9 protein-coding genes and 1 pseudogene are annotated in these 11,861 nt (G+C 48.2%); 8 read left to right on the top strand and 2 right to left on the bottom strand.

Going from position 1 to position 11,861, the window contains the following annotated elements:
* A pseudogene (locus BT125_RS24065) lies at positions 1-299 on the bottom strand (IS3 family transposase); the annotation flags it as partial.
* 114 nt (positions 300-413) lie between these two features.
* Here BT125_RS24065 and BT125_RS24060 point away from each other — a divergent pair.
* Complete coding sequence (locus BT125_RS24060; RefSeq protein WP_072411103.1) at positions 414-659, top strand: hypothetical protein; 246 nt, start codon at positions 414-416, stop codon at positions 657-659.
* A 231-nt stretch (positions 660-890) separates the two neighbouring features.
* On the opposite strand, the gene BT125_RS24055 is transcribed toward BT125_RS24060, so the two are convergent.
* Positions 891-3,230 carry a KAP family P-loop NTPase fold protein gene (locus BT125_RS24055; RefSeq protein ID WP_072411101.1) on the bottom strand — a complete coding sequence of 780 codons (2,340 nt, stop codon included), beginning with the start codon at positions 3,228-3,230 and terminating at the stop codon, positions 891-893.
* 544 nt (positions 3,231-3,774) lie between these two features.
* On the opposite strand from BT125_RS24055, the gene BT125_RS24050 reads away from it, so the two are divergent.
* The 7 genes from BT125_RS24050 (at position 3,775) to BT125_RS24025 (ending at position 11,668) form a co-directional block, all read left to right on the top strand.
* Complete coding sequence (locus BT125_RS24050) at positions 3,775-4,623, top strand: DUF2726 domain-containing protein (protein ID WP_256573826.1); 849 nt, start codon at positions 3,775-3,777, stop codon at positions 4,621-4,623.
* A gap of 291 nt (positions 4,624-4,914) precedes the next feature.
* A complete protein-coding gene (locus tag BT125_RS24045; protein WP_072411099.1) occupies positions 4,915-5,526 on the top strand; it encodes a hypothetical protein in 612 nt (203 codons plus the stop codon).
* Between the two features lie 395 nt (positions 5,527-5,921).
* Entirely contained in the window at positions 5,922-6,926 is a 1,005-nt protein-coding gene (locus BT125_RS29790) for an ATP-dependent nuclease (protein WP_256573825.1), read from the top strand.
* 77 nt (positions 6,927-7,003) lie between these two features.
* A complete protein-coding gene (locus tag BT125_RS29785; RefSeq protein ID WP_256573824.1) occupies positions 7,004-7,645 on the top strand; it encodes an ATP-dependent endonuclease in 642 nt (213 codons plus the stop codon).
* 2 nt (positions 7,646-7,647) lie between these two features.
* Positions 7,648-9,285 (top strand): UvrD-helicase domain-containing protein, encoded by a 1,638-nt coding sequence (locus tag BT125_RS24035; RefSeq protein ID WP_072411097.1) that lies wholly within the window; start codon positions 7,648-7,650, stop codon positions 9,283-9,285.
* Positions 9,286-9,997: 712 nt separating this feature from the next.
* Complete coding sequence (locus BT125_RS24030) at positions 9,998-10,459, top strand: hypothetical protein (protein WP_139271794.1); 462 nt, start codon at positions 9,998-10,000, stop codon at positions 10,457-10,459.
* A gap of 363 nt (positions 10,460-10,822) precedes the next feature.
* On the top strand, positions 10,823-11,668 hold the full coding sequence (locus tag BT125_RS24025) for a hypothetical protein (protein WP_072411093.1): 846 nt from the start codon (positions 10,823-10,825) through the stop codon (positions 11,666-11,668).
* Positions 11,669-11,861 lie beyond the last annotated feature (193 nt).

Below are 11,861 nucleotides of genomic sequence, written 5' to 3'. Positions count from 1 at the left end.
TGCGCTTTCTGATTGGACAGAGCTAACTGCTCTTCAAGCTCTTTGATGCGTTGCTCTGGCGTTAATGGTCGGTTTTTGTCGGGCATAGACCCCATCCTCGGCGAGCCAATGTATCTGCCTGGGCTCCAATCCTGCCGACCGTGCTTGCGTAACCATGTCAGAACGGTAGTTTTGCCTTGAATCCCGTAGCGCTCCTGAGCCTCTTTATAACTCAGCTCGCCTTTTTCGACCTGATCGACGACCGACAATTTAAAGGTCAGCGTGTAGTCGCGCTGACTACGCCTTTTTGCTGATTCCATTACGTCCTCCTGAAAAACAGATCAGAAGGTGTAAACCTTATTCAGGACGGGACACCCCCACCCAGTACGGGCCTCCCCGTCTTGGGGCAGGCCTTTTTTATTTTGGAGGCCTTAATGAAAATTCGACTGGCAATGTATAAAGCCCTGAAGGCGATCAACGTGCCTGAGCAGCAAATCGAAACAGTTATCCAAGCCTTGGACTCTGATACGCGTTTCTCTTCTGCAGTTAAGTCCGATCCCGACATAGCACCATTTCGGGCAGAGCTATCTCGGTTTGAGGTGAGTCTCATTGTAAATATCGGCGTGATGCTCTCCCTCGTGGTGGCGATTCTCTTCGCTGGGATTGCGTTTATCCGCTGACAAGCTCTTTCTTCAGCAACACCGCGAGCCACCTGTTCTAGGACAGGTGGTTTTTTATTTTCTTATCTACAGTCCCCCGTTCGCGCAGGCGGTGTCTGCTAGGTCGCCACGCCTAGCCAGTTGCTTACACACGACTAAAGGCAGCTATGGGCCATAAGGAGCCCGTCGCATCTGTCTGGGAACTCAGGTGCGCTGCAGTGTTGTACGTTGCTGACCTGTCGACAGGCCCTATCACATGTCGAAAAGGTCGCCCTCTTTTATTCCGAGCCAGATCTCCAGATGGTTATGCAAAGTTCTCAAGGGCAACTCATGCTCCGGGAAGTCGGTGAGGTTGATCGCGTCGCACCTAGCCTTGGCTATTTCGATGCCTATGAAGTCTTCAATCGTTCCTCTGTTGAAGTAGTTTTGTACAGTGGAGACTCGATCACCCCAGGAATGGCTTGTGCCAGTGCTCATCATGCTCGTGGCCATGTTTGCAAAGCCATCGTCAGTTCTGATCGCGTCCAGCATCCAGGTACGAGGCTCATTGAAGGACCCCGCGTAATCTTTCCATCTGTAAAGTAAAGACACGAGATCCGGCTCGGCAATCAACACGTGACCGTCCGCAGCGCGTTCTCTTATCAACTGCAACCAAACGGCCTTCATCGCCTCGACGGTCTCGAGATCGAGTACAGGATCAAAGGTATCTGCCTTACCCTCTCTCTGATCAGTTGGATCATTCAGATGAATAAGGATCGCAGCTACAGATAGGGCTTTGGTTTGGCTGAGCGCTTCGAGCGTTAGTCCATTCCGTAACTCTGCCGGGATTCGTTTTAGGAACCAAGATGTAGCTCGCCATGCAGAAATCCATGGAGAGTTGAAGGAGGCTCCACGCAGGCCAACGAGCTTCTGAGCAATACTGAACATTCCTGGCAATAGCACGGCCGCGCTCTGTACAGGAAGGCGATCAACGGACTCGTCAAATCTCGCAACGAGCGAGGGGAGTAAGCCATCTGATTCGACTTTTGCGATCATCTCAGCCAGCCCGTCATGTGTTGCCGTCGCGTCTAGGAACTCTACGAAGCGACGTTCGGAAATTTCGCCGATCGACGTCTGAAGCTCAAAGTAGCGAGGGAAATAGCGCGCAGAACAAACCCGTTTTGCCGACAACCACTTGAGATGAAATCCATCGCCATAGTGCATGTTACCAAATGCCCACTCCAGCGGCGGGAACAGCTCGATGACCGTGTCTCGGGCGATGGCACGTCGTGCCTCTGGTACGACCTCGAGAAGTCGCTCTGCTGCGGCTTTTTCAGCATCCCGTCTACCGTCATCTCGGAAACGTCCTTCTTGGAGAACCAATGCTCTTTCTCTAAACAGGGCTTCATGTAGGTCCGACTCGAATACTCGTATAGCTTCCAGAACCAAGAAATCCACAATATTTACTTCGAAGACGTCCCCGGACGCTTGCAGTGGCAAATGCACCACGATGGACGAGATCAGTCGGCGCGCATCTCGCATGTTGCGTAGTCGAGGTTGAATACACCCAATCAAGGCATTACCCCAGCGCGTATGTGAAAATCCATTCGCCTCGATCGCGTAGCGGTCTACCAACTGGGACAGTTCCTCCAAAAAAATGCGATGTACAACCGACACCGGTACGGCAGGCAGGTCGAAATTGGCTTGCACGATTTTTTCAAGGAAGGCTCGACCATCGCCGTCGGCGACTGGATCGAGCGCTCGTTCTACTATGCTGGGCTGAAATAGCAGGACGAAGACGATATTGGGCAAATTAGCGTTCGCCTTCACTTGCCGGAGTAGAACCCGAATTTGTTCGGGTTCGAGTCTATCAATGTCATCAACGAAAACAATTAGCGGTCGATCGAGTTCGCGGAGACGGGCGTCCAGTGCTTCACGTACCTTATCGATCGACTCCCCGCTTTGGTCTTTTCCCAGATGCAACAGCATGCGCCCAAGAATAGAAGTTCCGACAGAAATAGCGGCGAGGGCGGCCGCGACTTTCGCAGCGGTCGGAAGATCGAAGCCTATGGCTGAGGCGACGAAAAGCACCGAGGTGCTAGTCAGCGCTGACGAAATGGCGTTGTTCGAGCTGCTCGCCTTTTTAAGCGGTGCGCCCATTCCCGTCAGAATCGCCCCGTATCGTCGCAGTGCTTCAGCACGAGCACGTGCTGCCTTTGAGTGTTCGCCCCCTAGTCGATCAGCTATTTGACCGAAAAGCGCACGAGAAATCGCACTACTGTCTCCCCACTGCCAGGGATTGAAGTCAAGCCAGTTTGTATTGTCGCATCTAGCTTCAAGTCGTTCAGTAATAAGGTTCTTTAGGGATGATTTTCCAAAGCCCCATCCGCCGCGGATTGCAAATACTCTACCTTCGCGCGGACTGAGCTCGGATAGAACGCCGGCTATACGATCCGCAAAGTCAGCTCTCCTCAGGCGATCCTCTGACCTCTTGCGAATGGGCGCCTCCGATCCTATTTCGCCCATCGGTGGATTGGCCGGAGCGACATCGTTTTTGAGCTTAGCTCGGCGGTGGGCCCACAATGCCGACAGGCGGGCCAATAATCCGGTCATAGCGATCAAACTTCCGTGTGGCGCAGTGCGCGTTGAGTAGTAAGGCAGTTCATAGCATGTTCCAGCCAAGCCCCGACTCCACAAAAAGATGAAGCTGTTGGCTCCACTAAGGCATGGTTACTGGGGGGCTCAGCCCAACATCGACATCCCTGTATCAGCTTGAGGCCTGCATGCTGCTATTCAGAGGGATAGGGAGTCAACCCGGTGCTCGCTATTGGCCGATTTCTGCCTGTCGCGAAGGGCTGAAAACGGCCGATTCTGTTGAAAAAGTCGGCCATGGTTTCCGCAGCAGAAAAGCATGCGTCTGAGATTGAAATCTTTACTTCCGAGAGCGGTTGCCGGACGCAGATTTCACGTAACAGCGTCCTAAAAAGGCGTTTTCACCGATCGCTCTCATGGCCTTTTCAGAAAACCGACTTTTTCAACACAATCGGCCAAAAGCGGACGTTTCGAGTAGGGGATCAATTTAACCAAACGACTGTCGGCGTTTGTCAGAAGCCCGGCTTCGGCCCTATCCTAGCCGCAAGATCAGGACAAGCAGAGCATGCGCATGGAAGATAGAGAGCAGCTGTACTTACTGCTGGCCCAAAAAGACTGGGAAGCGATTGGTAAAAGCATCTACAAGCACAAGAAGGCTAGGACGCAAGATCCCTTCTTGACGCAGGTCACTGCGTTCTTTGAGGCTGAGTTCTTTACCTTCGCAGAGCCTTTGTCGGCTGGCGAGCGCGCAAAGCAGTTTGAGTTCACCAACTTGATCATCGAGCTAGGTCAACACGGCTTTAGCCAAAATTTCGTAGATCGATTTGTGGATGAGCGTTTGAAGCTGATGCAGGAAACCAAGCACTCTGCACTCCTCAGCTACGCGCAGTCGTATCAACACCGCCCACTGGCCAAGCAGATCATCCAGTCATTTTTGCAGACAAAGCCAGAAGCGGTTGCCGCCAGTCTGCGTGAGCACATGACTATTCACGCGACAGAAGTGCGGGGCGGCGAGGCCAAAACCATTCGCCTGTTCAAGTCCAAGCAGGAAGAACACTTTTATGAGGCGGTACGCAAGGTTTTCCCGACTTATCATCCTTACCCAAATGTTGCGTTAAGTTGTGTATTGGATTACCAAGCCATCAAAGATCAGTTGTCGGAGAAGGCCAAATCATATTTCTTCCAAGCCATCATCGACAGTGTGGTGTTTGATGTGGGAAGTGGATATGAGCCTAGATACTTCATTGAGCTAGATAGTAGCTTCCATGATGGGGCTAAAGCCCAGGCCAATGACCAGCTAAAGGACTCTATTTTCAGGGCGGCGAACACTAAACTTATTCGCATCCGCCCCTTGAATGCCAAGGCATCCTCGGTCGAAGAGTTTGTAAAAGTGGTGCGTGAGGTGATGCGCTAGCTTTAAACGCCGGATTAGCCATCCATTACACAGGTATCCGACGAGAAGCAATGGCAAGGGGCTCTATTGACATCCGCTCTAGCCGTAAATCGGAGGCGTCCACGAAACCAATGGCGATTCATTCAGCCCGACAAACGGGTTTACTGCAGAGCATTTTGGAGGCTTAACGCTGCACTCGTTTCTATGATCGATCTCGACAATTTGGTCCCTTGAGACCCAACACATCACTCCACCGGATCTGCGCAAAAAATCGCGCAGAGCCGCTGAACAGACGTTAGGTAAACAATAAGCATGAAGCCGCCTTCCTATTCGCCACCATACGACAGCCCGCTAGAAAACGACTTCGCGTATCAAGCCGTGAAGCATCTTGACGAGTCCGTTGACTTGCAGGCTCAGTACCACGTCGAAACAATCTGCGGCTTATTTATCGTCGACTTTGTTGCGGTATCCAGGTCCGGTCGTCATGTGGGGTTCGAGTGCGATGGAAAGGAGTTTCACAACACCTCGAGGGATGAATGGCGCGATGCAATGATTCTTGGCTCGGAGGAGTTGGATGCAATTTACAGACTCCGAGGAGCGGACATCGCTTTCCAATTGGACAACATTTTGTTCCTGCTCTCTCGCTGCGAAACAGAGTTGTTTTCGGAGCGAGGCCGTCAAAACTTGATCTCTCTAGCTCATCCCGAGGTCCGGGATTTTGAGTTCAGCCCCGAGGATACAAATTTTCACGTCGCATTTGGCGATGACGATTTCAGTCCCATTAACCGAATTCACCTTGGGCTACGCCGCCGTGAAATTTCAGCTGGTCGTCGGCAGTTTTGGCAAACGGCTTACCAGTTCGCTGCCAGCATCGGTGGTGGGTCGCTAGATGCGGTTATTGCGGAATATCGGCGTGGCACCTAACAAACGATTGCACTCGGAGGTTCCAGCCGGCGCTTCGCAACAGTCGGGCTGCGGGTGAGCCGGGGCTTTAGTGAGCGCTTTTGGCCGCTTTTTGCCTGCCGTAACAGACCGAGATCGGCCAGAAGCAGTCATCGGCTGTCTAGGAAGTCCGCGGCGATCCAAGGAGAATTCGAGCTGATGTTGGACCGCGTCAGATAACACGGTCGTGAATGCATCCTCAGCCGTTTCGTGTGTGAACGCGCCATGCACGCGGCCTTGCGCACCCAGCCCCACCCGAGCCGGGAGCACCTACCGCTCAGCATCGAGAGCTGGCGCTGTTACTAATGCCCTATTGACACCATAGCCTTTCCGCCCGAAGCTCAAAATCTTACGCGAAGCTAAAACCAGGGAAGAAAATGCTTATCACCAAAGTGGTTTTAAAAGGTTTTCGAAATTTCGCGGATGCCTCAATCAACCTTGAGCGTAACACGCTGATTATTGGTGCGAACAATGTTGGTAAAACGAATCTGGTTTATGCTTTGCGCCTGCTATTAGACAAAAGTCTTTCAGATGCCGAAATTGAGCCCATGGAGTCTGATTTCCATATCTCAGGCGCTGGAAAAATTTCGGACACGCTTTCAATAACGGTTTATTTCTCTGAGGTAATAGAAGACGCTGTGCTCGCGAGCCTGAAGGGAAACATTACAAATGATTCGTGCTTTGTCCTTCAATATACTGCTGACAGGAGGAGCCTGACCTATGACGTTAAAATTGGTGCCACAAGATCTTCGCTTGTAGAAATTCCTTCAAGATACTATCTAAAGCATATAAATCTGAGATACGTGAAATCTCGAAGGGATCTTGAAAAATATATCAATACGGAAAAGAGACAACTTTTAAAGCTATCTTTAGAGAGTCGTAGCGAAACCGAATCGAAGTCCGATCATCGCCAGATGGCCAGAATTGGAAAAGCCTTAGAAGCGATCAACGACAAAATTCGAAACCTGCATTACGTAAAAGGAGCGACAGACTCTGTAAATGAGGAGCTGCAAAAGCTTGCTCACGATTTCAGTGAGTACGAAGTAAAGCTCGATTCAGGTGCAATTCAGGTGCAGCAATTTATTGATAGCCTTCGCTTGGGCGCATCTACATCTGGAGCATCAGTAATGCTTGGGGGCGACGGACGTAATAACCAGATCCTGATGGCCTTGTGGAAAGCTAAAAGCCAGCGCGAACATGATCCGGATAGTGAAGTGGTGTTTTACTGCGTTGAGGAACCTGAAGCACACCTTCATCCGCATCAGCAAAGAAAACTGGCTGATTATTTAATTAATGACCTGCCTGGCAAACGCTCATTACTAGTCACTCACCCCAGATTACGGCTCGCTATATACCCTCTTCAATTGTCCACCTCAAGGTAACCAGTGGAAGGACCAGAGCGGCGAGCAATGGTTGCAGTAACTGCATCAGCAAAGCATGGGATCACTTGGGATATAGAATGAGCATTTTACCTGCCGAAGCCTTTTTTGCTAAATGTGTTCTGCTTGTAGAGGGGCCTTCAGAAATTTTATTTTTTAGTGAGCTTGCAAAGCACCTATCCATCGATTTGGATTTCTATAATATCTCCATTTTATCTGTCGATGGAATTCAATTTAGCGTTTATGTAAAGATTTTAGACGCCATGGAGATACCATGGGTAATGAGAACAGACAATGACGTCTCGGGTATAAAAGTAAAAAAGGTACCGCTGCGTCATTTGGCTGGGATTAACCGTTGTCGCGCAGCGATAGGTCTAAGTGCTATGTCACATGCTCCACTCGGCACGACCACTCAATCATTGCTGGTCGATGGCACTTGGGAAAAGACATCCAAGGAGACGAACCCAAAAGGCGCCTATCTGTCTCGCGTCGATCTTGAGCATGACTTGGCGGAGGAGATGGAGTCTGAAGTGGTTTCTTATGTGTGTAAAAAATTGAAGAAACGAACTTTAGATGTCACAAGTGCCATCAAGTACTTACAGGGAAAGAAAGCTATCCGCATGAGGGAGTTGCTGGCTCAGATTTCGGCTAGTCTTCCTCTAATCAAAGATGGCTTTTTGGCGAAACCACTACTACATGCAAAAGCATTGGCTGAGGCCTAGGTATGCCTACTAAATTCACTTACAGTGATGCTCAGAAGGCGGCCATTGATTGCGCTGGCAGCATGGTTATCACGGCCTGCCCTGGAAGTGGAAAAACAACAGTAATGGTGGAGAAGATCCGCCAGGAATTTGGTAATCTCAAGCCACACCAAGGGATCATAGGAATTTCCTTCACCATAAAATCCAGCAAAGAACTAGGTGACAAATGCAAAAAGAACGGAGCCAATACCAGAGCAAGCTTTTTTGGAACCATCGACAACTTTTGTCTTGCTGAGATTATATTCCCATTCCTTGCTCGGATTTACGGAGTTAGCAAACAAGTAATCTCATGCGTGCAGTTCAGCCAATTAACAGATGAATACAAAGCTCATCTCCCTGACCTTTCAAAACCAAATATCAATTTAAGCACTGATGACTACGACTTCTACGAATCTGAATTTGTGGAACACTACCGGCAAGGGTTCGTTCTTCTAGAGGCCGTCACAATAATTGCTTGTAAGGTCTTGGAAAAGTCAGAGGCTTGCAGGCGTTATATCAAAGCCAAGTATCGCTCAGTTTACATAGATGAATATCAGGATACATCTGAGCCTCAACATGCCCTTTTTTGCGCCCTGCACTCACTGGGCTTGAAAGCTGTAGCCGTTGGTGATACCCGACAATCCATATTTGCGTTCCGAGGAAGTGATCCTCGCCACCTTCTGGCACTCGCAGCGGATGTGGTCAATTTCGAACATCACGTAATTGACATCAATCATCGCAGTCATCCCTCAATAATTAATTACTCCAAACGTCTATACTCCCCTCAGTGCCAACTAATTCCGGTTGCTGCCAATGAAATACATGTTTATCACCGTAGCTTCGATGGGACGCAGGAGTCTGTTGCTAGCGGCCTTAGTAATTGGATAGAGAAATCAGTTCGCGCATTGAAAATAGAGGATCTGAGTGAGGTCGCGGTATTAGTGAGATGGAACGGTTCGATTGATCGCCTACAAAGACATCTCACGCTGCCTGCAAGATTTTATAGAGACGATTCGTTGTCAAAAATTGCGAGCCCGCTGGGACGTTTCTTCTCTTCTCTGCTTACCTTTTATTTCGACGAGCGTAAGCTGGCAGAGCAGTTACTGGATGATTTCCTGCTAAGCAAAAGGACACCTGCAGGGCTCAGGGCTATTAGAAGATCGATCCATGGTCTGCGAAATTTTGAATTGAATAAGCTTCCAGACGAATTCATAAAAATTGCGACGCTTTTCAATTTTTCTGCGGATAACAAAACTGAGGTCGATGCACTACTACAGACCATTTCATCTCCAGAAGATATATTGCACTACAAAGCGGTACAATCAGGTGAAATTCAAGTGATGACCCTCCACAAATCGAAAGGACTAGAGTTTGACTTGGTTATTCACCTGGACCTCTATGACTGGGTGTTCCCCACGAGAACATACACTGGAAATTTTAATGAGGAAGTTTTTACGGATTGGGATCAAGACCTGAATCTTCACTTTGTAGGTATCACTAGAGCTAAAAAATGGTGTGTTTTGATCACGAGTACTCATAGAATAAACTCTGAAGACAATGTTAAAAAAGGCAGTCCCTCTCAGTTTCTTAGCTTGCCAGGGATAAAAGGACTGTATCGATAGAACGGCACTGCTGAAATGAGTTTCAACCACCGTCAGACAGTCCTCCTGCCATTTACCTGCCGTCGATTATTTTCTGAGTTATGCGATGACCATTCGGACCTGATGGCAATGGCTTTACGATGTCGCGTAATTCTGTTACAGATACTCGATTATCTGCGACATGACAATGCGACAAATGTGGCATTGAGATGAAGGGATGTTAATCCGATACCTGTCACGACTGACCGCTTATGGCCGACAGCAGCCCTATGTAGCAGGCTGCTATCGGCCAATTGCGGTCATTCCGCGTCTACGAAGCTCTTGAAAAATTCACTTATTGGAAAATCGCCTATAAAAAAAGGGGCGGTGAAGGCTCTATCTAGCCCGAGCGAAATCACTTAGTCAGCCAAGACTCGACAGTGTCTCATCTGGTTATACCTCGTCGGCAGGTCATCATGACTGACATTTGGTCACCGTCCACCGATGATGACGGGCTCCAGTCGGCTAGAAGCAACCCGTGGACAGTCGGTTTACAACTCAATAATATATAGAGCACATGCCGCCTTTCCTTCCCGGCAAAATGTCGCGTTTGCTAATACGACACTCAAGCTGACAAAAGAGTTGTGCATGAACAAGGTGCGTCATAAAAAAAATAGCGTAAAATATTACACCGCTTCTGCCACCTGCTTATAGTTAAATGTACAGAATTTACCACCTGAGAGATTGCTGATATATGAATGACATAGTCGAGCTAGCTAAAACTCCTGCATTTTGGTTTTCAAGTGTAATGATTGCCTTTCTAATGAGTTTGTTCTCCTCGTACGCAAGAGACTGGATTGATGGAGGGAGAGCAAGGTTGTTTAGCAAGTGGAAAGCTAAAAAAGCCCAGAATGATAAAGTGCTCCAAGAAAAATTAGAAATATTCAAAGCGGACGCAACTTTAATTTCGCTATATCAATCAGATATCGTTTTTCAAAAAGTCAGAAATGTGCTGTATCACATTGTGGTCTATATAGCCTGTTGCTTCTCTTTGCATAATGCCGCAAATTACAATTTCGAAGCCGCATTGATTTTCGGTGCAATTGCGCTGTTTATATTTTCCATACCTGTTCAATTAACAAATTTTAAAATAAATAAAATGTCGAAATTTCTTAATGCGCTGACGAGCGAGTCAGAAAGTCACTTTGAGCATTAACACCTAACAAATCGCTAGTTTCACTCGCGGACTTCAAAACGGTGCATGCGTTTTCACACAGCCTGGGCCAATAGCAGGCGGTGGAGTAAAGTAGGTGTTGACCCTGCGGGAGGCGCTTGTCACAGGCCTTGAATTTGATTAGCACAAAAGGCCTATTTCACATACCTCAGTAATTGATCGTGCCCTTAGGCCTTAAACAGCGCCAGCAGCCACTCAGCTTTCCGTGCAATGGCGTTTTTCAGCGTTTTAGGTAACAATGGATAAAATATGCGCCGGTGCGGATTATCGACTTAAGCAGTCTTTTCGCGAAACACTCGGTAAGCGAAAATTTTTCCATTCTGAATATAACGCAAGAGGTGGTATTTGAGAGAAAAAATCTTGTTTTGGTTGGTCGGGTATTTCCGAAATATAAAACCGCTTTCTGAGACATTGTTAGGTATTGTTTTTGCAATATTGTGCTTGTTGCTGCTGTGGGGCGGTTCTATTGCAGTCCAGAAGCTCACAGTGGCTGACTGTATCCAGATTGTTATAATGCTGTTTATTGCAGGTACTATGGCAGTTGGATTTGCATCCCATAGTCATGATAAAAAACATTCACAATCTTCCTTGAATTTATCCAGCGCACTTTCACTGCTAGAACGAGCTGCACAAGTTATAGTCGTTGACGGAAAATTGACGAATGACAGGGTAGCCTGGGTTACTTGTGCACGACTTATTTCTAGGGTTGAGGGGATTAAGCACCAACTTGCGACTAATACTCATAAATTAATTTTTGAGGCGGAGCATGATTTTCAACGCCACAAGTTTCGAGAGTTATTGCGGCCAGGCGGTAATGACCTCAATGGTGCGTTCTTCTGTGGTGGCACGTTGGAACAATCCATTGGCGAAGCGGTAATGTCACCTAATCATCTCCCTGACGGCAGAAGCTGGATTCCGGAGAGAATCATTAGGGTTGTGTATGATTTTATAAGTTTTCCAGAGGTGTACGAGGACCCATTGGATTCATCAGAAAAATATAGCAATAGTGATCGTAATAGATTGGATAGATCAGGATACGAAGGAGTTTGCGACTACTTAGCCTTTAGAAAGAAATTCTTTGCTCTAGGAAATGATATCAAACAAAAGGGCATAAAAGGCGACGAGCCGATTCAGGCGGAGTATATTGACAGCGTTGTGATTTCTGAGAAATATTCGTTCGATGACGACTAACCACACTCAGTCGCTGTCGAAAAAATATGACATTTTCGCTGTCTCGAACTTGCGCGCCTTTCGATTTTCAGAGGTGACTGAAAAACATGCTGATCCATTACGCAGATCCTCTAGATCCGGAGCACTGTCCCTGTTGCTGGTCGCGTCTCTTTCAGGAATGGTCGTCACTAGTTTTGTGTTAGCGGCATTGAGT

The sequence above is a fragment of the Pseudomonas sp. NFACC04-2 genome (assembly GCF_900119265.1).
Lineage (GTDB): Bacteria > Pseudomonadota > Gammaproteobacteria > Pseudomonadales > Pseudomonadaceae > Aquipseudomonas > Aquipseudomonas fluorescens_AA.
The sequence above is the reverse complement of the archived record's forward strand: the minus strand, read 5'-3'. Positions and strand labels throughout refer to the sequence as shown.

What these genes read in the sequence shown, in the direction of transcription:
- BT125_RS24060 (WP_072411103.1), top strand. Translation starts at nt 414, where the DNA reads ATGAAAATTCGACTGGCAATGTATAAAGCCCTGAAGGCGATCAACGTG.
- BT125_RS24055 (WP_072411101.1), bottom strand. Translation starts at nt 3,230, where the DNA reads ATGACCGGATTATTGGCCCGCCTGTCGGCATTGTGGGCCCACCGCCGA.
- BT125_RS24050 (WP_256573826.1), top strand. Translation starts at nt 3,775, where the DNA reads ATGCGCATGGAAGATAGAGAGCAGCTGTACTTACTGCTGGCCCAAAAA.
- BT125_RS24045 (WP_072411099.1), top strand. Translation starts at nt 4,915, where the DNA reads ATGAAGCCGCCTTCCTATTCGCCACCATACGACAGCCCGCTAGAAAAC.
- BT125_RS29790 (WP_256573825.1), top strand. Translation starts at nt 5,922, where the DNA reads ATGCTTATCACCAAAGTGGTTTTAAAAGGTTTTCGAAATTTCGCGGAT.
- BT125_RS29785 (WP_256573824.1), top strand. Translation starts at nt 7,004, where the DNA reads ATGAGCATTTTACCTGCCGAAGCCTTTTTTGCTAAATGTGTTCTGCTT.
- BT125_RS24035 (WP_072411097.1), top strand. Translation starts at nt 7,648, where the DNA reads ATGCCTACTAAATTCACTTACAGTGATGCTCAGAAGGCGGCCATTGAT.
- BT125_RS24030 (WP_139271794.1), top strand. Translation starts at nt 9,998, where the DNA reads ATGAATGACATAGTCGAGCTAGCTAAAACTCCTGCATTTTGGTTTTCA.